27 protein-coding genes are annotated in these 26,908 nt (G+C 74.2%); 13 read left to right on the forward strand and 14 right to left on the reverse strand.

The features are described 5' to 3' along the window. Positions 1-127: 127 nt before the first annotated feature. Both ABTZ17_RS26060 and ABTZ17_RS26065 read right to left on the reverse strand, forming a co-directional pair. Positions 128-1,480 (reverse strand): cation:proton antiporter, encoded by a 1,353-nt coding sequence (locus ABTZ17_RS26060; RefSeq protein ID WP_352198144.1) that lies wholly within the window; start codon positions 1,478-1,480, stop codon positions 128-130. Positions 1,481-1,483: 3 nt separating this feature from the next. Then, a complete protein-coding gene (locus ABTZ17_RS26065; protein WP_352198145.1) occupies positions 1,484-1,936 on the reverse strand; it encodes a hypothetical protein in 453 nt (150 codons plus the stop codon). Positions 1,937-2,075: 139 nt separating this feature from the next. Between ABTZ17_RS26065 and ABTZ17_RS26070 the strand changes: the two genes are divergently transcribed. Then, a complete protein-coding gene (locus ABTZ17_RS26070; RefSeq protein WP_352198146.1) occupies positions 2,076-2,696 on the forward strand; it encodes a CchlQ in 621 nt (206 codons plus the stop codon). A gap of 116 nt (positions 2,697-2,812) precedes the next feature. Beyond that, positions 2,813-3,019, forward strand: a complete 207-nt coding sequence (locus tag ABTZ17_RS26075) for a cold-shock protein (protein ID WP_352198147.1) — start codon at positions 2,813-2,815, stop codon at positions 3,017-3,019. Positions 3,020-3,104: 85 nt separating this feature from the next. Here the strand turns inward: ABTZ17_RS26075 and ABTZ17_RS26080 are convergent, their stop codons facing one another. The 4 genes from ABTZ17_RS26080 to ABTZ17_RS26095 form a co-directional block, all read right to left on the reverse strand. Beyond that, positions 3,105-4,214, reverse strand: a complete 1,110-nt coding sequence (locus tag ABTZ17_RS26080) for an aryl-sulfate sulfotransferase (protein ID WP_352198148.1) — start codon at positions 4,212-4,214, stop codon at positions 3,105-3,107. A gap of 88 nt (positions 4,215-4,302) precedes the next feature. Continuing rightward, positions 4,303-5,298 carry an ABC transporter substrate-binding protein gene (locus ABTZ17_RS26085; protein ID WP_352198149.1) on the reverse strand — a complete coding sequence of 332 codons (996 nt, stop codon included), beginning with the start codon at positions 5,296-5,298 and terminating at the stop codon, positions 4,303-4,305. Positions 5,299-5,425: 127 nt separating this feature from the next. Further along, positions 5,426-6,142 (reverse strand): ABC transporter ATP-binding protein, encoded by a 717-nt coding sequence (locus ABTZ17_RS26090; protein ID WP_352198150.1) that lies wholly within the window; start codon positions 6,140-6,142, stop codon positions 5,426-5,428. Then, complete coding sequence (locus tag ABTZ17_RS26095; protein WP_352198151.1) at positions 6,139-6,918, reverse strand: ABC transporter permease; 780 nt, start codon at positions 6,916-6,918, stop codon at positions 6,139-6,141. The genes ABTZ17_RS26090 and ABTZ17_RS26095 overlap by 4 nt, the downstream gene beginning before the upstream one ends. 126 nt (positions 6,919-7,044) lie before the next feature. Here ABTZ17_RS26095 and ABTZ17_RS26100 point away from each other — a divergent pair, with 126 nt between their 5' ends. Further along, on the forward strand, positions 7,045-7,614 hold the full coding sequence (locus ABTZ17_RS26100) for a helix-turn-helix domain-containing protein (protein ID WP_352198152.1): 570 nt from the start codon (positions 7,045-7,047) through the stop codon (positions 7,612-7,614). An 84-nt stretch (positions 7,615-7,698) separates the two neighbouring features. Here the strand turns inward: ABTZ17_RS26100 and ABTZ17_RS26105 are convergent, their stop codons facing one another. Beyond that, positions 7,699-8,817, reverse strand: coding sequence for a hypothetical protein (locus tag ABTZ17_RS26105; RefSeq protein ID WP_352198153.1), 1,119 nt, complete (start codon positions 8,815-8,817; stop codon positions 7,699-7,701). A 266-nt stretch (positions 8,818-9,083) separates the two neighbouring features. Continuing rightward, positions 9,084-9,998 carry a YwqG family protein gene (locus ABTZ17_RS26110; protein ID WP_352198154.1) on the reverse strand — a complete coding sequence of 305 codons (915 nt, stop codon included), beginning with the start codon at positions 9,996-9,998 and terminating at the stop codon, positions 9,084-9,086. A gap of 115 nt (positions 9,999-10,113) precedes the next feature. Between ABTZ17_RS26110 and ABTZ17_RS26115 the strand changes: the two genes are divergently transcribed. From ABTZ17_RS26115 to ABTZ17_RS26125, 3 genes are all read left to right on the forward strand, one after another. Beyond that, positions 10,114-10,497: a PIN domain-containing protein gene (locus tag ABTZ17_RS26115; protein ID WP_352198155.1), complete on the forward strand. Its 384-nt coding sequence runs from the start codon at positions 10,114-10,116 to the stop codon at positions 10,495-10,497. Positions 10,498-10,588: 91 nt separating this feature from the next. After that, positions 10,589-11,185, forward strand: coding sequence for a hypothetical protein (locus ABTZ17_RS26120; protein ID WP_352198156.1), 597 nt, complete (start codon positions 10,589-10,591; stop codon positions 11,183-11,185). Between the two features lie 106 nt (positions 11,186-11,291). Beyond that, positions 11,292-13,055, forward strand: coding sequence for an immunity 49 family protein (locus tag ABTZ17_RS26125; RefSeq protein WP_352198157.1), 1,764 nt, complete (start codon positions 11,292-11,294; stop codon positions 13,053-13,055). A gap of 93 nt (positions 13,056-13,148) precedes the next feature. Here the strand turns inward: ABTZ17_RS26125 and ABTZ17_RS26130 are convergent, their stop codons facing one another. Next, positions 13,149-14,252 (reverse strand): serine hydrolase domain-containing protein, encoded by a 1,104-nt coding sequence (locus tag ABTZ17_RS26130; RefSeq protein WP_502994850.1) that lies wholly within the window; start codon positions 14,250-14,252, stop codon positions 13,149-13,151. A 165-nt stretch (positions 14,253-14,417) separates the two neighbouring features. On the opposite strand from ABTZ17_RS26130, the gene ABTZ17_RS26135 reads away from it, so the two are divergent. After that, on the forward strand, positions 14,418-15,302 hold the full coding sequence (locus ABTZ17_RS26135) for an AraC family transcriptional regulator (RefSeq protein WP_352198158.1): 885 nt from the start codon (positions 14,418-14,420) through the stop codon (positions 15,300-15,302). A gap of 49 nt (positions 15,303-15,351) precedes the next feature. Here ABTZ17_RS26135 and ABTZ17_RS26140 read toward each other — a convergent pair whose 3' ends face one another. Continuing rightward, complete coding sequence (locus ABTZ17_RS26140) at positions 15,352-16,908, reverse strand: MFS transporter (protein WP_352198159.1); 1,557 nt, start codon at positions 16,906-16,908, stop codon at positions 15,352-15,354. Between the two features lie 182 nt (positions 16,909-17,090). Between ABTZ17_RS26140 and ABTZ17_RS26145 the strand changes: the two genes are divergently transcribed. The 3 genes from ABTZ17_RS26145 (at position 17,091) to ABTZ17_RS26155 (ending at position 19,575) form a co-directional block, all read left to right on the forward strand. Beyond that, positions 17,091-17,465 (forward strand): antibiotic biosynthesis monooxygenase family protein, encoded by a 375-nt coding sequence (locus ABTZ17_RS26145; protein ID WP_352198160.1) that lies wholly within the window; start codon positions 17,091-17,093, stop codon positions 17,463-17,465. Positions 17,466-17,538: 73 nt separating this feature from the next. Continuing rightward, entirely contained in the window at positions 17,539-19,047 is a 1,509-nt protein-coding gene (locus ABTZ17_RS26150) for a DUF4246 domain-containing protein (RefSeq protein ID WP_352198161.1), read from the forward strand. A gap of 39 nt (positions 19,048-19,086) precedes the next feature. Beyond that, on the forward strand, positions 19,087-19,575 hold the full coding sequence (locus ABTZ17_RS26155) for an isochorismatase family protein (protein WP_352198162.1): 489 nt from the start codon (positions 19,087-19,089) through the stop codon (positions 19,573-19,575). Positions 19,576-19,589: 14 nt separating this feature from the next. Here ABTZ17_RS26155 and ABTZ17_RS26160 read toward each other — a convergent pair whose 3' ends face one another. After that, entirely contained in the window at positions 19,590-21,824 is a 2,235-nt protein-coding gene (locus tag ABTZ17_RS26160; protein WP_352198163.1) for a sulfatase family protein, read from the reverse strand. A 246-nt stretch (positions 21,825-22,070) separates the two neighbouring features. Further along, positions 22,071-22,754 (reverse strand): PadR family transcriptional regulator, encoded by a 684-nt coding sequence (locus ABTZ17_RS26165; RefSeq protein ID WP_352198164.1) that lies wholly within the window; start codon positions 22,752-22,754, stop codon positions 22,071-22,073. 238 nt (positions 22,755-22,992) lie between these two features. Here ABTZ17_RS26165 and ABTZ17_RS26170 point away from each other — a divergent pair, with 238 nt between their 5' ends. Genes ABTZ17_RS26170 through ABTZ17_RS26180 form a run of 3 tightly spaced genes read left to right on the forward strand, consistent with a single transcriptional unit; the run spans position 22,993 to position 25,381 of the window. Further along, positions 22,993-23,418 (forward strand): GntR family transcriptional regulator, encoded by a 426-nt coding sequence (locus ABTZ17_RS26170; RefSeq protein ID WP_352198165.1) that lies wholly within the window; start codon positions 22,993-22,995, stop codon positions 23,416-23,418. Further along, positions 23,415-24,365 (forward strand): ABC transporter ATP-binding protein, encoded by a 951-nt coding sequence (locus ABTZ17_RS26175; RefSeq protein ID WP_352198166.1) that lies wholly within the window; start codon positions 23,415-23,417, stop codon positions 24,363-24,365. The genes ABTZ17_RS26170 and ABTZ17_RS26175 overlap by 4 nt, the downstream gene beginning before the upstream one ends. After that, the gene (locus tag ABTZ17_RS26180) at positions 24,362-25,381 is read left to right on the forward strand and encodes an ABC-2 membrane transporter-related protein (RefSeq protein WP_352198167.1); all 1,020 of its coding nucleotides are present in this window, start codon (positions 24,362-24,364) and stop codon (positions 25,379-25,381) included. Before ABTZ17_RS26175 ends, ABTZ17_RS26180 begins: the two co-directional genes overlap by 4 nt. An 80-nt stretch (positions 25,382-25,461) precedes the next feature. On the opposite strand, the gene ABTZ17_RS26185 is transcribed toward ABTZ17_RS26180, so the two are convergent. Both ABTZ17_RS26185 and ABTZ17_RS26190 read right to left on the reverse strand, forming a co-directional pair. Then, positions 25,462-26,085: a TIGR03086 family metal-binding protein gene (locus ABTZ17_RS26185; protein WP_352198168.1), complete on the reverse strand. Its 624-nt coding sequence runs from the start codon at positions 26,083-26,085 to the stop codon at positions 25,462-25,464. A gap of 165 nt (positions 26,086-26,250) precedes the next feature. Continuing rightward, positions 26,251-26,817, reverse strand: a complete 567-nt coding sequence (locus ABTZ17_RS26190) for a hypothetical protein (protein ID WP_352198169.1) — start codon at positions 26,815-26,817, stop codon at positions 26,251-26,253. Between the last annotated feature and the right edge of the window lie 91 nt (positions 26,818-26,908).

A 26,908-nucleotide genomic window follows, 5' to 3' on the forward strand; every position in this document is an offset into this window, starting at 1 on the left:
GACCCGGGCCACCGCCGCCGGCAGCGCCTCCAGGAAGAGGTTGACCTCCTCCGCGGTGGTCCCCGTCGGCAGCGAGACCCGGACGTTGCCCTCCGGACCCCGGCGGGCCGTCCCCGTTCCCCGATGCCTAGGCGTCCCCGTCGGGAGAGCGCGCGGCGGTCCCGGAGGGCACCCGGTCCCCCTCGGGCCGGTCCCGCGCCGGGTCCCGGCCGTCCGTTCCGGCCGGGCCCGAGCCCGGCGTCCCCGCCCCTCCGGACGGGGACGCCGGCGTATCCGGGCGCCCCGGGGGGCCCGAGGTCCGACCGCGCACCCGGGCGGCCACGGCCCGGATCGCACGCACCAACACGGCGGAGCGGGCCGCCAGGATGGGGCTCAGTACGGCCAGGACCAGCACGTAACTCGCGATGAACGGGGCCAACCGGCCGTCCAGGTTCGCGCCGGCCGCCATCGCGGCCAGGATCAGCGCGAACTCCCCGCGCCCCAGCAGCGTCGTCGCGATGTTCGCCGCGGGCTGCGCCCCGTACCCGTACAGGCGGGCCGAGAACAGGCCGGCGGCCACGTTCATCGTCAGGGTCAGCGCCACGGCCACGGCGACCGGACCCGCCACGGAGACCAGGTGCGCCGGATCGATGGCCAGCCCGAAGGCGAAGAAGAAGATGGCGGCGAAGGCGTCCCGGAGCGGATGCACCAGCTCCCGGATCCGCGGACCGGAGGGTGTGCCGGCGAGGATCAGGCCCACCATGAACGCGCCGATCGCGTCCACCACACCGAGGAGTTCGGAGATCCCGGCCACGAGGATCGCGACGCCGAGGAAGCTGATCACCAGCAGCTCGTTCTCGCGCACCGCGATGAGCCGGCCGATCACGCGGGTGCCGTACCGGGCCGCGATCGCCAGCACCATAAGGAAGGCGAACGCCTTGCCCATCTGGAGGACGATCTCCGTGATGCCCCGTGCCCCGCTGATCACCGGCTGGAGCGCGGCGAGGTACACGGCGAGGAAGATGTCCTCCACCACCGTCACGCCGAGGATCAGCCGGGTCTCGGGGCGGCCGATCCGCCCCAGGTCGACCAGGATCTTCGTGACGATCGCGGAGGAGGAGATGCCCAGCACGCCCGACAGCACCAGGGTCTCGCGGGCCCCCCAGCCCAGCGCGAGACCGAAGAGCAGCCCCGCGCCCACGTTGAGGAGCAGGTACACCCCGCCCGCGGTCAACAGCCGCTTGCCGCCCCGCCGCAGGTCGTCCAGGTGGAATTCCAGCCCCAGGTAGAACAGCAGCAGGACCAGCCCGAGCGCGGACAGCATCTCGAAGTCGTGGGCGTCGTGGACGAGCACGACGCCGGGGGTGTGCGGCCCGAGGATCACCCCGGCGAGCATGAACAGCGGAATGGTCGGCAGGCCGATGCGTCTGCCGAGCCGGGCGAACACGGCGGCGGCCAGGAAGGCGCCGCCCATCGCCAGCAAGGTGTCAGCGTGTCCCACGGGTCACCTCCTTCCGCAGCAGGACGGGCAGAGCGTGTTGCACCTGACGGAAACGGATGTGTCCTCCACGGGTTCCGGGCCGCGCGGGCCCTGACGGTCGTACGGATGGGGAGCGGACCGCGGGATCCGCCGAGGGGCAGGGGCCGGCGGCGCGTCCGCCGGTGTCGGCTTCGGCGCGTCCGTGGCGGCGCCGCGCGGGCGCGTCCGGTGCGGGGCCGCCGCGATCTGCTGGGCCACGATCCCGGCCGTCACCAGGCCGGTGGCGAGCACCAGGCCCTGGGGCAGCACCATGCCCAGCACCACCAGCGCCATCGACGCGGCCAGCAGCAGGACCCGGGCCGGACCCGCGGGGGCGCGGTGGCCCGCCCACGGAGCACGTCGCCGGCCGGCGGGGGAGCCGGGCCGCCCCGGCCGGGTCGCGGGAGGTTCCTGCGGATCGGTTCGGGGGCGGGACATGGCTCCTCCTCCCGGAGTCGGTGACAGGGCCGTCGCGAGGGCCCCGGCTCACCTCCACCGTCACACGCGCGCCCCCGGTCGCACATCGGGTCCGGCACCCATTTCCGCAGCACGGCGCCCCGCACCGGAGCCCTCCGGCATGATCGGTCCCGGGGAGGGGCGCGCGGGCGCCTCCGGGGAACAGGGGCCGGTGGGGACCATGGAATGGGGCACGCTCGTCGCCACGCTGGGCGGCGGTCTGATCGCCATCGGCGGTACCGTGCTGGCCGACCGGCTGCGCACCCGCCAGGAACACCGCAGGGGCGTACAGACCCGCCGGCGCGAGGTCTACACCGAGTTCATCGCGGCCGCCGGCCTCGCCCACACGGAACTCCGGCAGCTCGCCCAGGAGGGACCCGGGGCCGCGGGCCTGGAGGAGGCCAGCCGGGCCGCCCTCACCGACGCCCGCGTCTACGAGGTCCGCGAGCGGCTCTTCATCGACGCCAGCCCGCGCATCGCGGGCGCCGGCCAGCGCATGTTCGAGAGCCTGCGCGCCCTCCGCAGGGCCGTGGCCGACGGCGCGGGCATCGACACCGCCGCCTTCCACGAGGTCTACCACCCGTACCTGGACGCGGTCTGGGCGTACCGGGAGGCCGTCCGTGACGAGTTGGAGGGCCGCGCCCTCGCCCCGACCGATTTCGGCTGGTCGGCCTGGAACGGCCGCGAGCGCTGCCCCCACTGCGCCGGGCGGACGGCACTGCCCCCCGGCGCGGCCGGATGACCCCCCTCGGACCGGGTCCCATCCGCCACATGGGTTTCACCGGCCGTGGGCGGGGGAGGATCGGCGCGGTTACCCCGGCGAAGGGCCGCGGGACGTCAGGTGGAAGGACGGCAACGATGCCTCAGCAGGGGACCGTCAAGTGGTTCAACGCGGAGAAGGGGTACGGCTTCATAGCCGTGGACGGCGGGGGCGCCGACGTCTTCGTCCACTACTCGGCGATCCAGAGCGACGGCTACAAGAGCCTTGACGAGAACCAGCGCGTGGAGTTCGAGGTCAGCCAGGGCACCAAGGGCCCGCAGGCCGAGGCGGTCCGGCCCCTCTAGGGGCCGTCCGCCCGGACCGACGGGCGCCCCGTGCGGCTCCGCCGACACGCGGCGGAGCGGGCCCGGGGCGCCCGTCGGCCGGTCCTCACAGCCAGGGGAACCGGTCGGCGGCGTACCGGTAGGCGCGGAACACCGAGTTCTGCGCCCCCGCCGAGGACTCCAGGCCGACCCCGTCGCCGAAGGACCGGAACTGCGGCACCACGAACTCCCACACCACCTCGCCGCCCGGCGTCACCTCGAAGAGCCGGCCGAACGACCCCTCGGCGATGAAGGTGTTGCCGTTCGACAGCCGCTGCGCACTGGACATGTAGGGGCTGTAGAAGTTCTGCGGCGGGTTGTCCTGGTACGACCAGACCTCTTCGCCGGTCCGCGGGTCGAGCTGCAGCACCCGGGAGTACGGCACCGAAGTGCTGTCGCGGTAGCTGCCGTTGTCGAAGACCAGCACCGTGCCGTCCGCGAGTTCGTGCGGGTGGTGCTGCTGAGCCAGGACGTCGGGCCCGATCCGCCACAGGACGGAGCCGTCCGTCCGGTCCACGGCCACCGCCGAGGAGACGCTGCGGAAGCCGAGGGTGACGGATCCGTCGGCGTTCTCGTTGACGGTGTTCGCCATGGGCCAGTGCTCCCGCGCGAAGTGCCGGTCGAGGGGGTACTCCTCGGGGTCCAGGTGCTCGATGGCCGCCCAGCGCCACACCACCTCGCCCTCCCAGGTCAGTTCGTACACGACGTCGCCGTGGATCACCCCGCCGGGGGCCTCGGAGCCGGGGATCCCGCCGCGGATCCGGGCCGCGTCGGCCGGAGCGAGCGGCTCCACGACGGTGATCAGCAGGTTGCCGTTGCGCAGGACCGAGGCGTCGTGGTGGTGCAGGGGGTGCCGGACCTCGCGGACCACCGTGGAATCGGGGGCCAACTCCTGGAAGATCCCTCCGTGGTAGACGTCCCAGATCGGGAAGAGCGTGGGCACCTCGGTGTCCTTGGCGGCGTAGAAGAGGTTGCCGTTCGGGAGCAGCTGGGCCTGCCGGCCGGGCGGGTGCGGCGAGTTCCAGGTGTGGACGGCTCGGCCCTCGATGTCGACGAGGTGGATCTCCCCGGCACTGGTGATGGGCGTGTAGAGGGTCAGGCCGCCGAAGCTGCGGGCGGGATCGTGGGCGATGAGGCCGGTACCCCGACGGCGCAGGGTGTTCTGGTCGACGGACATGGGTGTCTCCTGTACGGGCTCGGGGCCGCTGATGGGGCGGTCTCGGTGGGGTGACGTGGGGTGGGCGAAGTGGGGGAGGGGGGAGGATTCAGGGCAGGGTGACGGCGGTCGGGGAGACGGCCTTGAGCGGGCCGGGGTCGAGGCGGCGCAGCAGGGTGGAGCGGTCGGCCGGCCCGGGCAGGCCCTGGGTGGCCTTGGCCCAACGGGCCTCCTGCTCCAGGTGGGTCAGCAACTCCTCGGAGAGCCCGACGGTGTAGGTGTAACGGGGCTGGAAGGCGTCCACGTACCCGGCCTGGAGGGCGCCCTTCGACTGCGTGACCACGGCCGCGCGCGCTGCGGCCGGATCGGCGGTGATCCCGCGCCGGGCCTCGACGAGGGCGCGGAGCACGGCCTCGGTGGTGTCCGCGGTGGCCTTCGGGCCGGCGACGAGGAGGGTTCTGGCGGTGTACCCGCGGAAGGGGAGCTCGGCGTAGCGCCCGCCGAGGGCCGTCCGCGCGGCCTCGTAGAAGCTCGGGAAGGTCACGCCGGCGTCGATGTCCCCGCGGGCCAGCGCCGCCGGGACCTGGTTGGGGGCGAGGTTGACCACGGTGGTGTCGGCGGCCGTCAGTCGGCCCGAGGCGAGCATCCGGGACAGGGCGTACTCGACGTTCGTGCCCCGCGGCACCCCGATCCTGCGGCCCCTCAGTTCCGCGAAACCGGTGATGCCTCGGTCGGCGCGGGTCAGCAGCCGCCAGTCCGAGAAGCGGGACAGCTCGGCGACCACGCGGATCTCGCGGCCGCCGAGGGCCGCGGTGACGGTGGGCAGGTCGCCGACCACACCGAGCTGGGCCTGCCCGCCGAGGACGGCGTTGAGGGCGTCCCGTCCGGTGGGCTGGGTGGTCACGGTGGCCTCGATCCCCTGCGCCGACCACAGGCCGCGTTCCTCGGCGAGGTACACCGGCGCCCCGCCGAGGTGGTCGCTGCCGGCCAGGGTGACGGCGGGCCCGCCGCCACCCGCGGGGGACGTGCCGGACGAGCAGGCCGTGGTGAGGGCGCCGAGCAGCGCGGCCGTCAGCAGGGCGGCCGCGGCGAAGGGTCTGGGCACGGGGGGTTCCTTCCGGGAACGGGATGTGCGGGATGCACGGGATGTAGGGCGATGCACGTGGATGCACGGGATGAGCAGGACGTGCGGGATGACACGAGCGGAACGGCGGCGGGGGAGCGGCGGGCGCTCAGTCGGAGCCGAGGTGTCCCGCGATGAGGGCGCGCAGGGCGGGATCGGGCGGGCCCTCGGGCACCGGATGGTCGGCCAGGACCCTTCCCGGGCTGCCGCCGAGGACGACCACGCGCCCGGCCAGGGCCAGGGCCTCGTCGATGTCGTGGGTGACGAACAGGACGGTCGTGCCCCGGCGCCGCCACAGCTCCCGCAGCAGTCCCTGCATGCGGGCGCGGGTCAGTGCGTCGAGGGCGCCGAACGGCTCGTCCATCAGCAGGACTTCGGGTTCGGCGGCCAGCGCGCGGGCCAGGGCCACCCGCTGCTGCATGCCGCCGGACAGCTGGGCGGGGTACTTCTCGGCGCCGTCCGCGAGCCCGACCTCGGCGAGGGCGGCCAGGGCCCGACGGCGCCGCTCCGGGCGGGACAGTCCGAGCCGCTTGAGGGCGAACTCGACGTTGCCCCGCGCGGTGCGCCAGGGGAAGAGGGCGTAGTGCTGGAACACCACGCCGCGGTCCGGACCCGGCCCCCGGACCGGGCCGGCGCCCGCGGTGACCCGCCCCTCGGTGGGCCGGGTGAACCCGGCGACCAGGTTCAGCAGGGTGGACTTGCCGCAGCCGCTCGGGCCCAGCAGGGCGGTGAAGGAACCCGCGGGCAGCTCCAGGTCGGTGGGGTCCAGCACCGTGGTCGTCCCGTAGCGGACGGTCGACCCCTCCAGGCGTACGTTCTTGCTCACGCGGCGCTCCAGTGCACGAGGCGGCGGCCGGCCGCGGCCAGCAGCAGGTCCACGAGCACGCCCACCAGACCCAGGACGATCAATCCGGCGAACATCCGGTCCACGCGCAGGAACTGGCCGTCGACCTGGAGCCGGTAGGCCAGCCCGCTGTCGGCCCCGCCCAGCTCCGCCGCCACCAGCGCCAGCAGGGCCACGGAGGCCCCGTACCGCAGGGCCGCGAGCAGCGCCGGCGCGGCGGCGGGCAGCAGCACCTCCGTGAAGCGCCGGTGCAGCGGGGCGCCGAGCGAACGGGCCGCCCGCAGGTGCGACACCGGCACCCGGGACACCCCGTCGTGGACGTACAGCCAGACCGCCAGGAGGACGGCGTACGCGATGAGCAGCCGCTTCGCGGTCTCGCCGATGCCGAACCAGGCCGTGGCCAGCGGCACGAGGGCGATCGCGGGAATGGGGCGCAGGAACGACACCACCGGGGTCACGGCCGCCGACAGCCAGGGCACGTACCCGGTGGCGAAGCCCAGCACGCTCCCGGCGAGGGCGCCCAAGGCGAAGCCCTGTCCGGCTCGCGTGAGACTCGCCCCGAGGTCGGCCGCGAGGACCCCGCTGCGCACCCCCTCGGTGAGGGCGGCCAGGGTCTCGGCGGGGGAGGGCAGCAGGCCCGGGGCCACCGCGCCGGACCGGGCGAGCAGGTACCACAGCGCCAGCACGGCGGCTCCGGCGCCCAGGGCCGGGCCGAGGCGGGCGACGGCCCGGCCGGGCGGTGAAGGGGTGGCGTGCATGCGGGCTCCTCGCTCGTTCATAAGTGAGGTCAATAATTGACCACGCTTATGAAGGGCGTGTTGCAGCCGTGCGAAACCTCCCTGGCCCCTCCGGGCCCCCCGCTCCCATGGGGTACGTTCACCAGCGTGTCCCGCCCCGAACCCACGCCCGAGGCCATCGAGGTCGGCAAGGTGATCCGAGGCTGCCGCACGCGGCGCGGCGTCTCCATGGCCGTCCTCGCCGCCCGCTCGGGCCTCTCCCAGCCCTTCCTGAGCCAGCTCGAACGCGGCCTCGCCACCCCCAGCCTCAGCTCGATCTACCGCATCGCGGAGGCCCTTGGCGTCACGCCCGGCACCTTCCTCCGCCCGCCCGCCCGCGAGGGAGCGGTCAGCCACGAGAGCGACCCGCAGGTCATCCGCGTGGACGAGGCGGCCGGACAGGTCGCCCACGTGCTCATCCCCGGCGGTCGCAGCTCCCTGATGGAGGCGTACGAGCACCACTTCGAGCCCGGTCAGGGGGAGCGCGGCTGGTTCGAACACCCCGGTGAGGACTTCCTGTACGTCCTGGAGGGAGAGGTGGTGCTGGAGGTCGAGGGCGAGGAGCCCCTCACCTTGCGGGCGGGACAGAGCGCCCACCACCGCGGGGAGGTCCCGCACCGCTGCCGGCTGGCCGGCCCGACCGCCGCCCGTACCCTTCTGGTCATCAGCAGCGCCTGAGCGCCCGCCCGTCGGCCCGGCCCGGCCCGCCCGGTCCGCACGCGGGCGGGCCGGCGGGCGGAGCGGGCCGGTGGGCGCGGACCGTCAGGAGAACCGGCGCAGGAACACGTCCGCGACCCCGTTGGTGTCATCGGGCACCAGATCGGCGGCCGCCGACTGGAAGACCACCTCCCGGCCGTCCGTTCCGACCGAATCGGTCCCGGCCGTGGCCGGTCCGTCCGACACGGTCCGCTCGGTGCCCGTCAGGAGGTCGCGCAGCACCAGGGCGGGCCCCGTCCCGCCGACCGGCGCGTACAGCAGGTGACGCCCCGTCGGGTCGATCGCCAGGCCCCGGACGCCCGGCACCGTCTGCGCGGTCCCGGTGGCCAGGTCGTGGACGCGGGTGTCCGACCCCACCAGGTACACGACCTTGGTGCCGTCGTCACCGATCTGCACCAGGGAGGCCGCCGTGCCCGCGCCCTCCAGCGGACCCGTCGTGACGCCCGTGGTCCGGTCCCACACGAACACGTCCTGGCTCTGCGCGTTCTGGTAGGCCGTGTACCGGCCGTCACCGCTCAGCGAGGGTCGGGACGCCTGGGTGTGCGGCAGCGTGGCGACCGCGGTCCGCGCCCCCGTCTGCCCGTCCTGCACCTCGATCACCTGGCTGGACGCCCCGTACTTGAGGACCGCCAGCGCGGTGTACCTGCCGTCGGTGCTCATCGAGGGCTGGTTGCAGCTGAAGGCCGAGCAGTCGGCGGAGATCGTGGCGCCCGAACTCACCCGGTACATGCGGACCCGCGTGTTGTTCACCCAGGGGTGGGCGTACGCCACGTACTGACCGTTCCCGCTGATCGCCGGCGGGCCCACCGGACCGAGGCTGCCCATCCGCCGGTTGAGCCCGGTCGGCACGTCGCGGACGAACACCGCCTCGCCCCCCGCGGCGGGGTCCGAGGTGAGGTTGCCGGCCGACGAGGCGAAGACCACCCGGAGCCCGTCGGCCGCGATCGAGGCCGCGCCGGAGGGCCCGTTGCCCTGGGTGCCGTCCGCGGCGAGACTCAGCCGTTCCACACCCGTCGTGAGCGCGCCGCTCCGGGCGCCCGACCCTCCCGCGGGACCCGCCACGGCGGCCCCGGGCGCCAGGCCCGCGACCGCGCAGGCCACGACGGCGACGCCCGCGGCGGCCCGCACCCGCCCGGCCCTTCCACGGCCCGAACGTTCCCCCATGTCTCCCCCAGACCTCATGTTCCCCCCAGAAAACGCGGCCCGCGCCCGGCTCCCTGCCGGGGGCCGCGAGCATGCAACCGCGCGGACGCCAGGGGGTCAATGAGGCACATGCCCGGAACGGGCGTTTTCGGCCAGGGCGGAGCGATTCGTTCCACCCTGGGCCCGACGGACCGTCACCTGACGGCCCCGTGGCCTTCCGTGGTCTCCCGAGCCCCGGTGATCCGGCGACCCCGCACGGGCGGGCGACCGACGGGTCCGGCCGCCGCTCAGCAGCACTGCCAGACGAAACCGGCCCGGTCGAAGCGCCCTGCGGCCAGATCGGCCGGGCGGATCAGCCAGTACAGGGTGCCCGCGTCACCCCACATCATGTCGACGGCCTCGTCCGTGTCGAACTGCGCGAGCAGCACCCACCCCGTGGCCTCCTCGTCCAGACCGGGATCCCGCCAGGAACCGAGCACCCCGGCGGCCATCTCCAGTTCCACCGCGCCCTGCACGGGCACGGGGTGCCCGCCGAACCGGTGCCGCACGTGCCCCGCGGCGCGGTCGAGGGCGCGCAACCCGTCCTTGAAGCCCCGCGAGTTGACCGGATGGCTGCCCCACTCCGGCCCGCCCACGACCCCCGGGAACGCGGCGCGCAGAGCGGGCGCGTCGTACGCGGGCACGGTCAGGCCGACCCGTGCGGTCAGCGGGACCTCCGGGTAGGGCGGCAGCCCGTCCGGGGCCGGACACGCCCGGACCGGGATGCCCGCGGGGACGAACAGCACCTGCGCCCCGGGCCGGGTCTCCGGATCGGACGGGTTCACGAAGGCGTCCCCGCCGTCCACGCGGCCGTCGAAGTGGAAGAAGAGCAGCGTCCCGGAGCGGGGCAGCGCGGCGGCCGCTTCCCCGACCCCTCCTCCGACCCCCTCTTCGGTCCCTTCCCCGGTCGCCCCTCCGGCCGCCACCAGGGCCGCGCAGTCCAAGGAGGCGACGTGGGAGAGCGGACCGTGCCCCTCCCACACCGGCCAGGGCACCCCGGACGGCAGCTCCGGCAGGCCGCCGAGCCGCCCCGCCACGGGCCCCTCACCCGCGTGGTCGAGGCGTATCCCCGGGGCGAGCGCCCCGGTCCAGCGGGCGGCGACCTCGGGGGACAGGTGCCGCCGGGCGTGGTCGTGGAGGGCTTCGGCAGTCGAGAACGTCATGGCGCCGATCATGCCCGCCGCCTCGGACAACGGGCCAGCCGGGGGCGCGCTCCGTGCGCGACCGTGCCCCCGACCCGAACCCCGCGGTCCCGCCCCGTGTGGTCCCATGGTCGCCATGAGCGACACGACACCGGACCCGTCCGCCGAAAGCCCCGAGGTGCTGATCGTGGACGGCGCCAACGTCGTCGGATCCGTACCGGACGGCTGGTGGCGCGACCGGCGCGGCGCCGCCGAACGCCTCCGCGACCTCCTCGCGGGCCGCCCGCCCGGCCAGGAGATCGTCCTCGTCGTGGAGGGCGCCGCCCGTGGCGTCGAGCCGGTGCCCGGCGTCGTCGTGGAGAGCGCCCCGGGCAGCGGCGACGACCACATCGTCGGACTCGCCGCCCGCTACACCGCCCAGGGCCGCGCCGTCCTGGTCGTCACCGCCGACCGAGCCCTCCGCACCCGCGTCCACGCCCTCGGCGCCCGCACGGCCGGCCCCCGCACCGTCCGCCCCTGAAGCCCGAGTCGGCGGGGAGACCGTCGACTTCCGCCCCGTCACGAGGAGAATGATCCCGGAACGGAACAGGGAGAAGGGGGCGCCGGGGGTCATGGGGTCGGAACTGCTCACGCTCGGGGCCGCGTTCCTGGGCGGCCTGGTCACGCTCGGGTCCGTACTGCTGACCCAGCGAAGTGCCGAACGCCTGAGGAAAGAGGACCTGGAACGCGCCGACCGGCACCGCCGAGAGGACCGCGCCCATGCCCAGGAATCCCAACTCCTCGAAGGCCGAAGGGCCTCCTACGCCGCGATCAACGCGGCGGGACGCAGCGTCCGGCACGCCCTCGTCACCTGCGTCCGCGAACTCCGCGCCACGGGCCGGGTGACACCCGAGACCGCCGAGGCCCTGGAGACCACCTGGTCCGCGTACGTCGCCCAGCACGCCGAGGCCCAGATGAGCGTGTCCGACGGTGTCCTCGTGGCCCTCGGAAGCGTGAACGGCGGCCTGCACCACATGTACCGCCTGGTCCAGGACCTGCGCCGGGGCGTACCCGAACAAGAGGCCGCCCTCCAGGAGCTCGAACGCCGCTCGGAGGAACTGTGGGAGCGCCTGATCCGGGCTCGGGACGAGATGCGCAGGGACCTCGGCATCACCTCCGTCACCCCGCGCGGACTCCCGCCCGTCCCTCCGGCGGGCCACCTGCCGTAGGGCCCGACCGGCCCATCGGCGGCGGGGGCGCCGACCCGGCGACGGTGACTGTCGGTGCTCCCGCCTAGCCTGAGGGCGTACCAGGCACGACGGGGAGTGGGACGGCATGTCGATCGAACGTCATCAGGTGGCCGCGGAGAAGATGACCGCCGCCCGCGCGGACTTCACGCACAGGATCGGGGCGATGACCCGATCCATGTCGAAGGCGGGCCCCATGGGCACCTACGAGTGGGAGTACCTCGCCGACATGATGCGGGACCACCTCGCGGCCCGCTCCGTCGACGAACCCGCCCTCGACTCCGCCGAGGCGTGGGCGGTCCTGGCGGACGCGGCCGAGGCGTCCGCCGCCGTGATCCGGCACACGGCCTACCACCCGTGGGAGCCGTTCCACGTCTTCCTGGACTACGTGAACTTCGGCATGTCCTACGACCGGGACGGCGACGACGAGGGTTGGCACAAGGCCGGCCTCGGGGACTGGCTCGACGCCTACTGCCTGGCGGTCCTCGCCGACCGGATCGACCGCGACGGCGAGGCCTTCCACTTCGTGCGCAAGCACGTCCGGGCGGACGCGGCCGGGGTCCCGGCCGCCGAACTGGTCGCCGGCCTCCTGGCTCTCGTCGCCGGGGACCTCGACGAGGACGACCAGGAGTTCCCGCCCCCGCAGGCGGCCCGAACCGCGGCGGTGGACGCGGCCCTGGCCAGGATCGCCGCCCGGGAACGGGAGACCGGGCGGGAGCTCTCCGGACACCAGGAGACGATCGCCCTGCGCGTGGTCCGCGCCCTCGTCAGCGGCGACCGGGCGGAATACGACCGCGAACTCACCGCGCTCCTGCGGGCGGTGCGGGCCGCGCAGCGTCCGACGGCCCCGCCGCGCTCCCTCCTGCCCCTGGTACCGCTGGCCCTCGCCGCCTGGGGCCACCGGCAGGCGGGCTGGCCCGTGCCCGTGGACACCGCCTACCTGCCGCGCGGACTCGTCACCGGCTACGCCCCCGAGGGCCCGCGCGTCGGACCGTTCGGACGGGACCGGCGCCCCGACGCCGTCGCCGCCCTCGCGGCCGGCCCCGTGACCTGCGCACGACCCACCTGGGAAGGGGGCACCTCCGAGGACTTCGAGCGCCGCTTCGAGGAGCGCACCCGGCAGGACCTGACCCCGGCATCCGGTGCCACCGTCACCGCGTGGAACGTCGCCGAGGCCATGCGCCGCCAGCGCACCCTCTTCCTGATCCGCGGCGCGGCGGGTGACCGGGGCGCGGAGGGACAAGGCGCGGCCCTCCGTCTCGCCTCGGGCCTCGGCGCCTTGCTCTTCCGGGCCGCCGCCACGACGGCGGGCGGCGAGGTACGGGCCGTCTGCGGGGCGTACGACCTCGTCCTCCCGGCCTCCGACGGACGCGAGACCGGCCCCGGGGTCTGGCAGAACGCGGCGGCCCTCGCCCTGATCAACGGCGATCCCACGGAGATCGCGGCCCTGGCGGCCACCCATCCCTCCGCGTACGCCGCCGACCGGTCGGCCTTCGCCCCCTACCGCGAGGCCCTCCACGCCCATCTCAACGGCGCGGACGCGCAAGCCGCCGCCCATCGCGCGGTACTGGGCATGGAGAGGGCGAACCAGTGGGGGTTCTTCCCACCGCCCGCCGTGCTCCTGTCACAGCTGGTGGGCGGTGACGAGGAGAGCTTCAACCTCGCCCTCCTCGACGCCCTGGAAGCCCACCGCGCCCACCATTCGGTCGCGGACCGCGGGGACACCACCGACGCCCTGCTCAACCCGGACGTCCTGGCCCTGGCCTGCCAGGCCCGCCGCCGCGGCTGGCGGATCCGCGTCACCTCCCCCTATCTGCCGGACCACCTTCTGGCCGCGACCACCCGGCACTGAGGGCACCACCGTGCCCGGCGGCGGGGAAACGACGGCCGGGAGCGCTCCGGGGAGGGGCGGCGGACGTAGGGGCCGCGCCCCGCCTCCGGTTCACTACAGGCACCCGAAGGCCGCCGTCACGATCTCCATGCCGCGTTCGTCGGCCCGCCGGTTCCCGTCGACCATCCGGTTCATGACGTAGGCCACCGTCAGGCCGGAGCCGGGGTCGTTCACCACCAGGGAGCCGCCCCACCCGCCCCAGCCGAAGGCGTCCCCGAACCTGCCGAACCCGGCCGTCCAGGCCATCGGGGTCCCCAACACCCGGTCCTGACCCCGGAACAGTTCCTCCCGGGCGGGCGAGCAGCCCGCGGCGGACAGCAGCCGCACGCCCCCGACGGCGCCCCCGGCGACCAGCACCGACTGCACGTGCGCCACGGACCGGGCGTGGCCGAAGCCGCTCGTCGCGGGCACCTGGGCCCGCCGCCACGCCACGGAGTTGACGTCCCTCACCCGGACCGTACCGGGGGCCACCGTCGCCGCTCCCGCGCCGGGCGCGGCGGCGGCGAACTCCTCGGTCTCCGACAGGGGCGGAAGGAGCGGGGCGATCCGGCCGTCGTGCTCCGCGGACAGGCCGATGTGGAAGTCCGCGCCGAGCGGCCCGGCGATCTCCTCCGCGAAGAACTCGCCCGGAAGCCGTCCCGACACCCGGCGCACCAGCTCACCCACCAGGAAACCGAAGGTCAACGCGTGGTATCCGGCCGCCGTACCCGGTTCCCACGCCGGTGCCTGCGCCGCCAGCCGCCCGGTCACGTCCTCCCAGTCGTACAGCTCCTCCACCGCGGCCTGCCCGGACAGTTCCGGCAGGCCCGCCGTGTGCGACAGCACGTGCCGCACCCGTACGCCCTCCTTGCCCGCGGCCGCGAACTCGGGCCAGTAGTCCGCCACCGGCGCGGACAGGTCGAGCGCACCCCGGTCGGCCAGCACGAGCGCGCACAGGGCCGTCATCGTCTTCGTCGTCGAGTTCACGCAGACCGACGTGTCCCGTTCCCAGGGCACCGTCCGCGCCGCGTCGGCGTACCCGCCCCACAGGTCCACGACCGGATCCCCGTGGAGCCGGACGGCCACGGAAGCACCCGTGTCCCCCGTGCGCAGGAGACCCGCCAGGGCCGCCCGGACCGGCTCGAAACGCGGCGCGCAATCCCCCATGACATCGTTCACCCCATCCACGTCGTTCACGTGGTTCACGTCGTTCATGAGGACAAGCCTCGGACCGTCCCGCGGCCCCGTCCCGACCGTTCCCGTACCGGAACTGTCGGGTGACGGGGCGGCCCGGTGCCCTGCCTCCCGGAGGACGGGACGGGACAGGAAGGGACGGACGGCACCGTGCTGGAGCGACTGAACCGCGCGCTGGACCATCTGGAGGCCCGCCTCGACCAAGAGGTCGACATCGCCGAGGTGGCCCGCATCGCCGCGGTTTCCGAGTACCACTTCCGGCGCCTGTTCGCCGCACTCGCCGGCATGCCGCTCCCCGTCTACGTGCGGCGTCGGCGCATGACGCTCGCCGGGGGAGAGGTTCTGGCCGGCGAGGACACCCTGCTCGACATCGCCGTGCGGTACGGGTACGGCTCCGGGGAGGCCTTCGCCCGCGCCTTCCGCTCCGTCCACGGCATCGGCCCGGGAGAGGCCCGCCGCACGGGCGCCACGCTCACCGCCCAGCCCCGCATGTCCTTCCGCCTCGTCGTCGAGGGCAGCACGGCCATGCGGTACCGGATCGTGGAGCAGGACGCGTTCCGGATCCTCGGGCGGCGGACCCGGCTCCCCCTGGTCCACGAAGGGCTCAACCCGGGCGCCGAAGCCCACCGGGAAGGACTGGACCCGGCCACGGTCGCACGGATGAAGCGGCTCGGCGCCGGCCGGGAACCGGAAGGGGTGCTGTCCGCGGTGGTCTACCGCACCGACAGCCGCGCCGAGGGCGCCGAGGCCGACTACTGGATCGGAGCCGTCACCGCCCCCGGCACCGCGGCCGAAGGACTCGACGCCCTGGACGTCCCGGCGGGAACCTGGGCGGTCTTCGACGGGCACGGCCCCTACCCGCAGGCCCTCCAGGAGCTGTGGCGCGACGTGTTCACGCAGTGGTTCCCCTCCGACCGGTACACCAGCCGAGCCGGCCCCGAACTGATCCGCACCCGCCCCGTCGCGCCCGGTGCGGACACCGACCACCAGCTGTGGATCCCGGTCGACCGGCCCGCCGCGCCCGGCCGGCCCTGACCGGGCCCGCCGGTTCGGCCGCGGTCGTCCTCATCGGCCGCGTCCGTCCTCAGCGGGCGGGGCCGTCCTGGGCCCCGGCGCGCCGCCAGATCACCGGCAGCAGCAGCCCCGCGACCACGCACAGGACGCCCGCCACCAACACCGCCCAGCCCGTCCCGACGGCCGCGACCTGGTGGTAGGCCGCCGTGATCTCGTCCTTCGTCTTCTGGTCCACGCTCGACAGGATCCGGTCGTACAGGGCGGAGTCCGTCACCGCGTTCCCCAGCGCGTCCACCTGGTCCGAGCTCAAGCCGGCCGCCCGCGCCCGGTCCACCGCCTGGTGCGTCTCCAGGGCCTGCTGGACGGCGACCAGCACGGCCACGCCGAAGGAACCACCCAGCATGCTGGTCACCTTGAAGAGCCCCGAGGCCGTGCCCGCCAGCTCCTCGGGCGGCCCGGCCACGGCGGTGTCCGACAGCGGGATGGACATCACCCCCAGACCGCAGCCGAGCACCAGCAGGCCCACCACCAGCACCCAGTAGTGGTAGTCCCGCACCGCCACGGCGGCCACGGCCGTGCCCACCCCGAGGAGGACCACACCCAGCCGCACCGGGAGCCGCGGCCCGTACGCCCGCGACATCCGGCCGCCGATCGGGTTGAACAGCAGGATGGTCACGATGGAAGGCAGCAGCAGGAGCCCGCTGACCAGAGCGCTGTAGCCGCGGACCTCCTGGAGGTACAGGGCGAGCAGGAAGCTGACGCCGCCGAAGGCGAAGTTCATCGTGAGGTTCGCGGTGAGGGCCCCCGAGAACGGCCGCAGTGAGAACAACGACAGGTCCACCAGTGGATCCCGGACCCGCCGCGCCGACACCACGAACAGCACCGCCAGCACCACCGCCCCGCAGAACAGGCCGATGATGAACGGGTCCCCGAAGCCGTACTCCTGGCCCGCGGTGCACGCGTAGAGGAGCAGGAAGGCGGCCCCGGCACTGGTCAACAGCCCCCACGGGTCGACCCGGCGGGAGGCACCCGGATCCGTGGACTCCACGGCGGCCCGCCGGACCAGCACGTACGCCAGCAGCGCCAGCGGCAGATTCACCCAGAAGATCGAACGCCAACCGAAGGCGCTGGTCAGCACCCCGCCGAGGGCGGGCCCGGCCGCCTGCGCCACCCACGCCACCGCCATCCACATCCCGAACGCGCGCGGTTGCTCCTCCGGCGGGAACATCGGCGGGATCAGCGCCAGCGTGCCCGGCAGGATCAGGGCCGCGGCCACGCCCATCAGTCCGCGCCCCACCGTGAGCCCCGTGGAACCGGGCACGAGGGCCGGAACGAGCGAGAACACCCCGAGCGCGGCGAGCCCGATGAGCAGCAGCCGCTTCCGCCCGTACACGTCGCCGAGCTTCCCGCCGGCGAGCACCAGGGCACCGGCGGCCAGGCTGAACGCGTTGTTCGCCCACTGGAGATCGGTGAGGGAGACCGCCAGGTCCCGCGAGATGGTGGGCACCACCACGGCGAAGTCCGCGAAGGCCAGCCACACCAGCGAGGCACCCAGACACATGCCCGCGAGCGCCGTCCAGCGCCGCGGGCTGTGGATCGTCGGTTCGGGAAGAGGTTCTGCACGCACGGGCCGTCGCCGTCCAATCGCTCAATCGAGACGCTGCCAATGACCTACAGGACCGCGAAACGACAACGGGCCCGGCGCGCGCGAGCACCGACGACACCCGGCCATTCGGACGATCCCGGGCCGGAGGCGCCGTCCGGTCGGAGCCCTGTCGTCCGGCGACCCCGCGTGAGAACGTGGGCGGCGTGATCACCAGGGTGAGCGAGGCACGCGTCCGTCCCGACCGCTTCGAGGCGTTCCACGACATGATCGTGGCCGCCGTGAGCGGATTCCCGGCCCGGTACCCGGGCCTCGTCGACCACGAGGTCCTGCTCGCACCGCCGCACTCGCTGCTCTACGTGAGCCGGTGGCGCGACGAGCGGGACCTCGTCGCCTACGCGGGCGAGAACTGGCGCGACCAGCCCGTGGTCCTCCCCGGCGAGGACGACTACCTCCTCGCCCCCCTCCGGGTCCGCCACTTCACCTCGACCCCGCTGCCCTCCACCGGTGCCGCGCAGCCGGAGGGCACGTGGCGGGAAGGTGCAGGAGGGGACGGGAGTGGGCCCGGCACGGCCGGGTGAGGGCCGATCGGGGCTGTCGGTGGGGCGGGCTATTCTTCCGGGCACCGCACACCGACCGTGAGGACCCCCTGTAGTGACCGGCACGTCCGCATACCCGCTGCCCTTCCAGAGCACCCGTTCCCCGGCGTTCACCAGCCCCCGGACGCTGCGGGAACTGCAGATGATGCAGTGCAGCGCGCACCTCCGTACGAAGCCCGACTGGTCCGAGAAGATGCTCGACGCGGGCATAGCCGAGAAGTGGACGCGGGAGGCCGTCGAGCAGGGCCTGACCGAGGCCCAGATCCGTTACGTCCTCGCCGAGCTGGCCCATTACGCCGCCCAGCGGGACGCCGACACCGGCATCGAGCCGTCCGCCGTGGACGGGGTCTGGCAGTCCGACGCGCTCGTCGACGAGGAACTCGGCGCCCGGCTGCGCGAGGCCGTCCGCGTCCTGGAGGAGGTGCCCGAGGCCGAGCGGGACTGGCACCCCGGATCCGGGAACCAGGTGCTGGACCTCGTCCACCCCTCCCTGTTCTGCCTGGTCCGCGAGGCGAGCGGAGCCCCCGAGGAAGCCTGGCGGAACCCGGCCAAGCAGTACGCGAAGTACGAGTTCTCCGAGCGGTTCCAATGGCTGCCCACGGAGGTCGACGTCAGCGACACCGGCGACGTCGCCTTCCGCTCCTACGTGAACAACGTGCACCCCGAGGCGCACCGCGCCCTGGACGCCGTCCTGCCCGACCTCTTCGCCCGCCTGCGACCGCTCTTCGAGAACGTCCTCACCGACCTGCGCCACCCGCGTCCCCCGCGGATCGAGGCCGACCCGTACGCCTGGTACGACACGGAGCCGGTGTACCCCCGCAAGACCGACTTCGCCGACGACGCCGCCTACACCGAGGCCCGCGACGCCTGGGAGGCGGCGTACGAGATCTGGTTCGAGAACCGCCACCCCGTCATCCCGGACGCCCCCGAGTTCACCGCGCCGCCGCGCCCGGCCGCCGCCGACCGCGTCGACCTGCGGGGCCGTCGTCTCCAGGTCATCGTCAAGCTGGCCACCGTGCACCTCACGCCGGAGCGGCCCGAGTACGCCGGCGGTTCCTGGCACGTCGAGGGCATGCTCAACGAACGCATCGTCTCGACGGGCATCTTCTACTGGGACAGCGAGAACATCACCGAGAGCCGCTTGGGCTTCCGGGCCGCCCTCGACGACCCGAACTACGAGCAGAACGACGACACCGGCATGCGCGAGGTGTACGGGCTGGAGGACGAGGACGCCCTCAACCAGCTCCTCGGCTCGGTCGCCACCCCCGGCGGCCGCTGCATCGCCTTCCCCAACGTCCTCCAGCACCGCGTGGACGCCTTCCGGCTCGCCGACCCCACCCGTCCCGGTCACCGCAAGATCCTCGCGTTCTTCCTGGTGGACCCCACGGAACGGATCGTCTCGACGGCCGACGTGCCCCCGCAGCAGCCCTGGGCGGCCACCTCCACCATGACCCTGGAGCAGGCCCGCACCTACCGCGAGGAGCTCATGAAGGAGCGGAAGTTCTTCGTGGACGAGCACAACGAGCAGCTCTACGAACGGGAGTTCTCGCTCTGCGAGCACTGACGGCCCGCGGTGCGGAGGCCCGGCACTACGATCATCGCCATGGCTTCCGCACTGATACTCGTCGATCTGATGCCGCGCATCGTCGCCCTGCCGCTCGCACCGCACTCCGGTGAGGAAGTGCTGGCCCGCTGCCGGGAGTTGGCGGAGCTGTTCCGGGCCGCCGGCAGGCCGGTGGTCCTGGTCCGGGCCGAGCGCCCCGGGGTGGCGGAGCAGCCGCCCGGCAGCGGGTTCGCGCCGGGCCTGGCCCGGGAGGGCGACCTGCTGGTGGTCAAGCGGACCGTCGGGGCCTTCCACGGCACCGGGCTCGACGAACGGCTCCGCGCCCTCGGTGTGGACACCCTGGTCCTCGGTGGCCTGGTGACCACCATGGGCGTCGAATCCACCGGTCGGGCCGCCTCCGACCACGGGTACGAGCCGGAGTTCGTGGCCGACGCGATGTCCGGGTTCGCCGAGGACGAACACCGGCTGGCGGTCGAGCGGACCTTCCCCCGCTTCGGAAAGGTCCGCCACACCGTCGACTACCGCTGAGACCGAACTCCCGCTCACCCCACCGTCACGTGCGCCAGGGCCCACGAGGTGTGGTCGAAGGACGTGCGGCCGTCGGCGTCCTCCACCACGAGGCGGAGGACGCGGACACCCCGGACGTCCAGGTCCACGCGGACCGGTCCGGTGGCGGCCCTGAGAGTCGGGGTGGTCAGCAGCAGCCGGTCGTCGCCGAAGACCTTGGCCCGGGTGGCGCCGACACCGCTCTGGGCGGCCGAGAAGTCGTCGATGCCCACCAGCGAGGTGAAGCGCAGCGCCGCGCCCCCGAGGTGGTAGGCGATCTCGCTGGGCGCGTGCACGCCGAGTCCCTTGGCGTACCGCGTCCCGCCGAACGCGATGGGCGTGCCGTCACCGGCGGCGTTCCTGCCGTTGGAGGCGTCGCGTTCCACCGGACCCCAGCCGTTGGTGGCGCTGATCCAGGCCAGGTCCGAGAGGTAGGAGTCGCGCGCGGGGGCCGCCGGTACGGTCGGAACGGTGCCCGAGGCCGGATAGCGGACCGGCCCGGTCGCGGTGGCGGCGGTGCCCTCCGCGGTGATCGTCCACGCCGTGCCGGGCGTGGCGTTGGCGGGCGGGGTCACCTGCCAGGAGGCGGTGAGCCGGCCGCCCGGGGCCAGCCGGTCCGCGGCCGTCGGCGACGCGGGGGCGACGTTCCACCCGGCGGGCGCGCGCAGGGCCAGTGCCGGCTCCGTCCACGCCCGCGCCGAGCCGTTGTCCAGGGTGGCGGTCACCGTGAACGCCCGCCCGGGGACGGCCGTACCCGGCAGGGTCAGGCGGGCGCCGAACGGAGCGCGCGGATACACGTCCTGCCAGGAGGAACGCATCAACGCCACGAGTTCGCGGGCCTTCGCGGGGTGTTTGTCGAGCAGGTTCCGGGTCTCGCCGGGATCCGTCGCCAGGTCGTACAGCTCCACCTGCCACTGGTCGTCGGGGAGGGCGTGGTCGCGCTGCGGCGCGAACCGCACGGCCTTCCAGTCGTCCCGCCGGACCGCCTCGGCGAGCCAGGTCGCGCGCTTGCCGTCCTGGGCGTCGGCCCGCGAGGTGACGCCCCACTCGTCGCGGAACCAGTACAGGTGCCCGTGCCGGGCCGCGTCGGGGCTGCCGGCGAGCAACGGAGCGGCCGACAGCCCGTCCACGTCCGCCGGGGCGGGCGCGCCGCCCAGGTCGGCCAGCGTGGGCAACAGGTCGGTCAGCGGGGTCGGACGGTCACTCGTCCCCGGCCGGACGCGCCCCGGACCCCAGGCGATCAGCGGCACCCGCACGCCGCCCTCGTAGAGGTTCCGCTTGTAGCCGCGCAGCGGTCCGTTCGCGTCGAACAGGTCGGGATTGACCCCGCCCTCCTCGTGGGGGCCGTTGTCACTGGTCACGAGGATCACGGTGTCCTGCTCCAGCCCGAGGGCGCGGATCCGGTCCACCACCTTCCCGACCAGCGCGTCGAAGCGGCTGACCTGCGCCGCGTGCCCCTTGTCCGCAGTACTCCAGGGCCGACCCGCGTAGGCACTGCTGTCGGGGATCTCGCTGGGGGAGTGGGGCAGGTTGGGGGTGAGCAGCAGGAGGAACGGTTCCCCCGCGTGGGAGTCGATGAACTCCAGAGCCCGCCGCTCCAGCAGGTCCGGCGCGTAGACGGCCTTGGCGCCCCCGGCGTTGGCGGGGATCTGTTCCTTGACGCCGTCGCGCCACAGGTACGCGGGGTAGTACTGGTGGGCGTGGCCGTGGGTCAGGTAGCCGTAGAACTCCTCGAAGCCACGGGCGGCCGGATGGCTCTCCTGCCCGGCGGCCTCCGGGCCGAAGCCCCACTTTCCGACCAGGCCCGTCCGGTAGCCGCGGGCCCTCAGCACCTGCGCGAAGGTGGTGTCCGCCGAGGTCAGCGGGGCCTGGCCGCCGGAGGACGGATTGGCGCGCACCGTGGCGTGGCCCGTGTGGAGCCCGGTCAGCAGGGAGCCGCGGGAGGGCGCGCAGACGGCCGCGGTCGCGTAGGCGTCCGTGAAGCGCAGTCCCTCCGCCGCGAGCCGGTCCAGGCGCGGGGTCGTGATCGACTTCTGCCCGTAGGCGCCCAGTTCCCCGTAGCCGAGGTCGTCCGCCAACACCACCACGAGGTTCGGTGGCCTCCCCGCCGGGGCCGCGCCCGGGGCCGCCTGCGCGGTCGCCGCCGCGGCCGTGACGGTGGCTGTGGAGGTGGCGGTGAGCGGACCCCACACGGCGGTCGAACCGGCCAGGAAGGTACGGCGGCTGGGCATGGGTGGCTGCTCCTCGGCGGCGGGCGCGGGCGTCCCGCCGATGATGGGCCGGAGCCGGGGCCCCGATCCATGCACGGCGCGTGAAAACCGTGTGACGGCGCCGAACTCCGCTCCGTGGAGCGGCCGGTGGGAACCGGGTCGAAGGCGCGACGAAGCCCCCGGGGCCCCTGTGCGGGGCCCCGGGGGCGTCACCCGACCGACGGCGTGCCCGCCGGCGCCGGGGCGCGGCGGGCACGCGCGAGCGGATCAGTGCTCGTCGGCGAGGATGAGGTACAGCTTCTTGCGGGCCTCGTTGATGACGGCCACGGCCTTCTCGCGCTGCTCGGGCGTGCCGGTCTTGAAGACCTGGCCGAACGCCTCCATCAGCCCGGAGGCCGCCTGCCGCACCTCGTGCAGGGCCTCCCGGTCGAAGCCGCGACCGGCCTGCTCCCAGGGGGCGTCCGGACCGGCCTCGGCCTCGGTGTGGCCCGCCTCGGTGAGGGTGAACAGCTTCTTGCCGCCCTCGCTCTCGCTGGAGATGAGGCCCTCGTCCTCCAGCATCTGCAGGGTCGGGTAGACCGAGCCGGGGCTGGGCTTCCACGCCCCGCCGCTGCGCTCCCCGATCTCCTGGATCATCTCGTAGCCGTGCATCGGGCGGTCGGTGAGCAGGGCGAGGATGGAGGCGCGGACGTCACCGCGCCGGGCCCGTCCCCGCATTCCACCGCCGCGGCCTCCGGGGCCGCCGCCGCCGAAGGGTCCGCCGAACGGCGGTCCGAAGGGGCCGAAGGCCGCCCGTCGGCCGGGTCCGAAGCCGCCCTTGCCGCCGGGCCCGAACCCGGGCTGTGCGTCGGGGCCGAAGCCGCCGCGCCCGCCGGGACCGAAGCCCGGTCCGCGGTGGTGGCCGCGCTCGTGGCCGTGGCCGTGTCCGCAGTCGTTTCCGTGTGCGCGCATGATGCGCTCCTTTCGTGGCCGGACCCGTCAGCGGGCCCGTGCGACCCGTCACAAGAAGAAACATGAAGAGTCATGATGGTTCGCGAACTCCTCGCGATGCGTCAACGATATATCGGAACCGATCGCCTGGCAAGCCTCCGATGATGCGGGGTGAATGCGCAGCTCAGGGCCCTTCTTGACACGTGCGCACCGGGCAGGTCATATTCACTACTCAAATAGTGAAAGGGTGTTTGCCGGGATGATCGACTACCGCATCGACCGGCGCAGCGGAGTGGCCACGTACGTGCAGATCGTCCAGCAGACGAAGCAGGCCCTGCGCCTGGGCCTGCTGGAACCGGGGGACAAGCTCCCGGCCGCCCGGGAGGTCGTCGAAGCCACGGCCGTCAACCCGAACACGGTCCTCAAGGCCTATCGGGAGCTGGAGCGGGAGGGCCTCGTCGAGGCCCGGCGGGGGCTCGGCACCTTCGTGCGCCGGACCCTCGGGGCGGCGCCCTCCGACTCGCCGCTGCGCGGTGAGCTGTCCGCCTGGGCGGCGCGCGCCCGCGCCGCCGGCCTGGAGCGCGAGGACGTGGCGGCGCTCTTCGCCGCCGTGCTCGACGAGCACTTCGACGGCACCGAGACGGAATCCGGGACGGAATCCGAGAAAGAACGGGACGACCGATGACGAGTACGGCCATCGAGGCCACCGGCCTGGGGAAGAGCTTCGGCCGCCGGGGCGGCCGGGCCCTGCACGACTGCACCTTCCGCCTGCCGGCCGGACGGGTCAGCGCGCTCGTGGGACCCAACGGAGCGGGCAAATCCACCCTGCTCGCCCTCGCCGCGGGACTGACCGCCCCGTCCGAAGGGACGATCACCGTACTCGGCGCGCCCCCGGCCCGTACCCGGCACCGCACCGCCTACGTCTCCCAGGACAAGCCCCTCCACCCCCAGCTCACCGTCGCCGAGACCCTCCGCATGGGCGCCGACCTGAACCCCGACACCTGGGACGCGGCCACCGCCGCACGCGTCGCGACCGGCGGGGGCATGGACCCCGAGGCCCGCGTCCGCTCGCTCTCCGGAGGTCTGCGCACCCGCCTGGCCCTGGCGCTCGCCCTGGGGAAGCGCCCCGAACTGCTGCTGCTCGACGAACCCATGGGCGACCTCGACCCACTGGCCCGCCACGAGCTGATGGGCGCCCTGATGGCCACGGCGGCACAGGACGGCACCACCATCGTGATGTCCTCCCACGTGATCTCCGAGCTGGAGGACTCCTGCGACCACCTGCTGCTCATCGGCGAGGGCCGGCTCCGCCTCGCCGGGGACATCGACGACCTCCTGACCCTGCACACCCTCGCCACCGGCCCCGCCGGAGCGGACGAGGGCGCCACGGCCCTCGCCCCCCACACCACCGTGGAGAGCCGCGTCACCGGACGGCAGGTCACCGCCCTGTTCCGGCCCGGCGGTCCGCCGCCCCCGGACTGGCGGCCCCGTGACCTGTCCCTGGAGGCACTGGTCCTCGCCCACCTGCGGAACCCGGCGGCGCCCCCTCTGGTCCTCGGCTCCGACCGCGCCGCCGCCACCGAACCCGAGGCGATGCCCGCCCCGACCCCGTACCAGGAGAAGACCGCATGACCTCCCTCGCCCCGGCCCCGCCCACTGCCCCCCGGACCCCGGCGACGGCACCCCGCCTCACCCGCTGGCTGCTCCGCCTGCACCGGCCGGCCCTGTCCGTGTGGACGGCGCTCGTGCTCCTGCTCTCGGCGGCCCTGCTGTGGATGGGCGGACCCCTCACCGACGCCGCGGCGGAAGCCTGGGCCCGGTACAACGCCTGCGGCGGCGCCGCCGGCTGCAACTATGACCAGCCCGCGATCATCCGCTACAAGGAGATCTACTCCGTCACCACCTTCGCGATACCGGCACTGCCCCTCCTCGTCGCGGCCTGGGCGGGCGCCACCCTCACCAGCCGGGAGCTGGAGACCGGCACCGCCCAACTGACCTGGGCCCAGTCCGTGTCGCCGGTCCGCTGGCTCACCGCCCGGCTCGCCCTCCCGGCCGTCCTCGTCGCCCTCGGCACCGGGCTGCTCGTCACCCTGCACCACCTCGCGTGGTCGGCCGGGGACGGTCGCATCGACACCGCGAAGTCCTGGTCGGACTTCCCGACCTTCTACGCGGGCGGCCCCCTGACCGTGGCCCTCGCCCTCGCGGCCCTGGCCGTGGGCGCGCTCGTGGGCCTGCTGTGGCGCCGTTCGCTGCCCTCCCTCGCGGGCTCGGTCCTCGCGACGGGCGCCGTGGCCGCCGCCGTCCACACGGCCCTGCCCCACCTCTGGTCCGGCGTGACGCAGACGAGCACCCGCGCCGAAGGGGCCCCCTCGGGCACCGGGATCGCGATCGACGAGGGCATCGTCACCTCCACCGGCACCCGACTCGCGGACCCGCGGTGCGGCGGCGAGTACTTCCCCGACTGCCGGGCGGCCTACGACCGCCTCGACGCCGTCGGCTACTTCCGCGAGTACCACCCCGTCTCGCACTACTGGCCGCTCCAGCTCACCGCGACGGCCCTGACCCTGGGGATCACCGCCCTCCTGGTCCTGGCGGCGTTCCGGGTCCTGAGGGCCCGCACCGCGGCGGGCCCCCGCACCACCGGCTGACGCACCCGTGCCGCCGGCCCCCTCGGGTCGGCGGCACCCGGCACGAGGCCCCGCCCCCGATCGGGCGCCGATGGGCCGGATCAGCCCGCCGAGCCGCCCGGCCCGGCCGTCCCGGACCCGCCCGCGGGCCGGGACCAACGCGGATCCCGCCCGGTGAAGCCGAGGAGGGCCGCGGCGCGGCCGGCGTCCTCCGGCACGGGGACCGGCGCCGCGTACTTCCCGAAGGAATCGCGCACGAAGTCCACCAGCCGCGAGGCGATCTCCTCCAGCCGCTCCGCCAGGTCCTCGGTCAACGGCAGGTCCTGCCCGGTGGCGCGGGCGATGTCCCAGGCGTGCAGGGCGGCGTCGAGCGCCCCCGCGGCGGCCCCCGTCGTGGCCGGCATCGGCCCCATGGGGGTCGGCACCCTCTCGGCGTCCCGCTCCGACTCCCAGGCCGCCGCCGCTGCCCGCAGCACCTCCGCCAGCTGGGCCACCGGATCCGCGCCGACGGCGTCCACCGGCTCGAAGGGATCACTCGCGGGAGCGACGCCCGAGATCTGCATGGTCAGCGCCTGCTGGTCGAGCAGCGCGTGGTTGTACACCTGACGCACCGTCCACTCGGTGCAGGGGGTCGGATCACCCCACCCGTCGGCGGGCACGCCCCGCACGGCGGCCAGCAGGTAGTCGTGCGCGTCAGAGAGCAGCTTGAATCCGTCGACGGCCATCCGTCGCCCTCCCGTTGTCCCGTTGTCCGGCGGTCCCGAGCCCCGCGAGCCGTGTGCCGAGAGCCCACGACGGCCCGGGGCCGAGTCCTCAGGTTCGGGTCACCGCACCCACCCGTCAAGATCGAAATGCGGTACGGCGCGCTCCGGTACGCCCCGTTCCGCGCCTCACGTCAGGGAGGCCCGTCGTCCCTCCACCAGTCGCCGGTAGGCCGGGTACCACGGCTCGTTCGCGGCGCGTTCGACGGTGGCACGGGCCTCCACCCGCTTGCGGTGCGACCGGTAGAGGTCGACGAGGAACCAGGTGCACAGCGCCGGCAGGGCGACGCGGATCCAGCCCAGCGGCAGCAGGGCGACGGCCAGACCGAGGAGCACGCAGACCACGGCCGTCGTGACGACGACGGCGCGGCCGGCGATCCGGCCCACGGTGGCCTCGTCCTCCTCCGTCTCCGCCTCCTCCTCGTCTTCGGTGCGGTAGACGAGGACCGTCTCGGTGAGCGCCTTGGCGCGGAGCAGCAGATGGATCCCCGGGACCAGCACCGCGGCCACGGCCAAGGCGCGGCCGACGCCCTCGGAGGGCAACCAGACGGCCACCGCGGCGGCCACGCCCGCGAGGAAGTAGGCCCAGGCGGGGGTGATGCGCTGGAAGGCGAGGGTCCGGTCGGCTTCGAGCAGTTCGGACAGGCGGCCCCGGTCCGGCAGGGCGTCGCCGGCGGGCGGGAGGGGACGGCTCATGGTGTTCCCTAAGAATGTAGGCGGTCCGGGAGGACCGGGTGTGGCTGATGGTGGTCTGCCGCTTGTGGCTCCGAAGGAATGGCCGCCCGGT

Origin of the sequence: Streptomyces sp. NPDC097619 (genome assembly GCF_040302735.1) — a bacterium.
Lineage (GTDB): Bacteria > Actinomycetota > Actinomycetes > Streptomycetales > Streptomycetaceae > Streptomyces.

What these genes read in the sequence shown, in the direction of transcription:
- ABTZ17_RS26065 (WP_352198145.1), bottom strand. Translation starts at nt 1,936, where the DNA reads ATGTCCCGCCCCCGAACCGATCCGCAGGAACCTCCCGCGACCCGGCCG.
- ABTZ17_RS26070 (WP_352198146.1), top strand. Translation starts at nt 2,076, where the DNA reads ATGATCGGTCCCGGGGAGGGGCGCGCGGGCGCCTCCGGGGAACAGGGG.
- ABTZ17_RS26075 (WP_352198147.1), top strand. Translation starts at nt 2,813, where the DNA reads ATGCCTCAGCAGGGGACCGTCAAGTGGTTCAACGCGGAGAAGGGGTAC.
- ABTZ17_RS26080 (WP_352198148.1), bottom strand. Translation starts at nt 4,214, where the DNA reads ATGTCCGTCGACCAGAACACCCTGCGCCGTCGGGGTACCGGCCTCATC.
- ABTZ17_RS26095 (WP_352198151.1), bottom strand. Translation starts at nt 6,918, where the DNA reads ATGCACGCCACCCCTTCACCGCCCGGCCGGGCCGTCGCCCGCCTCGGC.
- ABTZ17_RS26105 (WP_352198153.1), bottom strand. Translation starts at nt 8,817, where the DNA reads ATGGGGGAACGTTCGGGCCGTGGAAGGGCCGGGCGGGTGCGGGCCGCC.
- ABTZ17_RS26110 (WP_352198154.1), bottom strand. Translation starts at nt 9,998, where the DNA reads ATGACGTTCTCGACTGCCGAAGCCCTCCACGACCACGCCCGGCGGCAC.
- ABTZ17_RS26115 (WP_352198155.1), top strand. Translation starts at nt 10,114, where the DNA reads ATGAGCGACACGACACCGGACCCGTCCGCCGAAAGCCCCGAGGTGCTG.
- ABTZ17_RS26120 (WP_352198156.1), top strand. Translation starts at nt 10,589, where the DNA reads ATGGGGTCGGAACTGCTCACGCTCGGGGCCGCGTTCCTGGGCGGCCTG.
- ABTZ17_RS26125 (WP_352198157.1), top strand. Translation starts at nt 11,292, where the DNA reads ATGTCGATCGAACGTCATCAGGTGGCCGCGGAGAAGATGACCGCCGCC.
- ABTZ17_RS26155 (WP_352198162.1), top strand. Translation starts at nt 19,087, where the DNA reads ATGGCTTCCGCACTGATACTCGTCGATCTGATGCCGCGCATCGTCGCC.
- ABTZ17_RS26160 (WP_352198163.1), bottom strand. Translation starts at nt 21,824, where the DNA reads ATGCCCAGCCGCCGTACCTTCCTGGCCGGTTCGACCGCCGTGTGGGGT.
- ABTZ17_RS26165 (WP_352198164.1), bottom strand. Translation starts at nt 22,754, where the DNA reads ATGCGCGCACACGGAAACGACTGCGGACACGGCCACGGCCACGAGCGC.
- ABTZ17_RS26170 (WP_352198165.1), top strand. Translation starts at nt 22,993, where the DNA reads ATGATCGACTACCGCATCGACCGGCGCAGCGGAGTGGCCACGTACGTG.
- ABTZ17_RS26175 (WP_352198166.1), top strand. Translation starts at nt 23,415, where the DNA reads ATGACGAGTACGGCCATCGAGGCCACCGGCCTGGGGAAGAGCTTCGGC.
- ABTZ17_RS26180 (WP_352198167.1), top strand. Translation starts at nt 24,362, where the DNA reads ATGACCTCCCTCGCCCCGGCCCCGCCCACTGCCCCCCGGACCCCGGCG.
- ABTZ17_RS26185 (WP_352198168.1), bottom strand. Translation starts at nt 26,085, where the DNA reads ATGGCCGTCGACGGATTCAAGCTGCTCTCTGACGCGCACGACTACCTG.
- ABTZ17_RS26190 (WP_352198169.1), bottom strand. Translation starts at nt 26,817, where the DNA reads ATGAGCCGTCCCCTCCCGCCCGCCGGCGACGCCCTGCCGGACCGGGGC.